This window comes from Burkholderia sp. AU45251, from assembly GCF_030482905.1.
Lineage (GTDB): Bacteria > Pseudomonadota > Gammaproteobacteria > Burkholderiales > Burkholderiaceae > Burkholderia > Burkholderia aenigmatica.
In genome coordinates, this window is sequence record NZ_JAUJQH010000081.1 from 1 (window position 1) to 809 (window position 809).

The 809-nt window shown below is 65.5% G+C and carries 1 protein-coding gene; it reads right to left on the minus strand.

Features of this window, described 5'->3' with window-relative positions; translation table 11 throughout:
* Positions 1 to 809 (minus strand): electron-transfer flavoprotein:ubiquinone oxidoreductase (locus tag QZM67_RS39825; RefSeq protein WP_301811971.1); only part of this gene is annotated, 809 nt, incomplete at both ends.

Here is an 809-nt window from a genome sequence, read left to right on the forward strand (position 1 = left end):
TTCACGTTCACCGGCACGCTCGCATCCTTCAGCGTCAGGTGCGCCGGCTGGTTCTCCTCGTGGTTCGTGTTCGAGATGAACACCGACGACAACCGGTCGAACGTCAGCTTGCCGTCCGGCTTCGGGTACTCGATCGGCTCGCATTGCGACGCCGGCTTCAGCATCTCGTGATCCGCATGCTTGTGGTGCAGCGTCCACGGCACGTTGCCGCCCATCACCTTCTGCTCGAGCCCGACCATCAGCGTGCCGAGATACAGCCCCTTCGCCATCCACTGCTTGAAGTTGCGCGCACGGTACAGCTCCGTGTACAGCCACGACTGCTTGAAGGCGTCCGGGTAGGCGTTGAGTTCGTCGCTCTGGCGGCCGGCCTGCACCGCGTCGAATGCGGCGTCGGCCGCGAGCATGCCGGTCTTGATCGCCGCGTGGCTGCCCTTGATCCGCGATGCGTTCAGGAAGCCCGCGTCGTCGCCGATCAGCGCGCCGCCCGGGAACACCGTCTTCGGCAGCGACAGCAGCCCGCCCGCGGTGATCGCGCGCGCGCCGTACGACACGCGCTTGCCGCCTTCCAGGAACGCACGGATCGACGGGTGCGTCTTGTAGCGCTGGAATTCCTCGAACGGCGACAGGTACGGGTTCGTGTAGCCGAGGCCGACCACGAAGCCGACCACCACCTGGTTGTTGTCCATGTGATACAGGAACGAGCCGCCGTACGTATCGGACTTCAGCGGCCAGCCGGCCGTGTGGATCACGAGGCCCGGCTTGTGCTTCGCCGGGTCGATCTCCCACAGCTCCTTGATGCCGATCCCGTA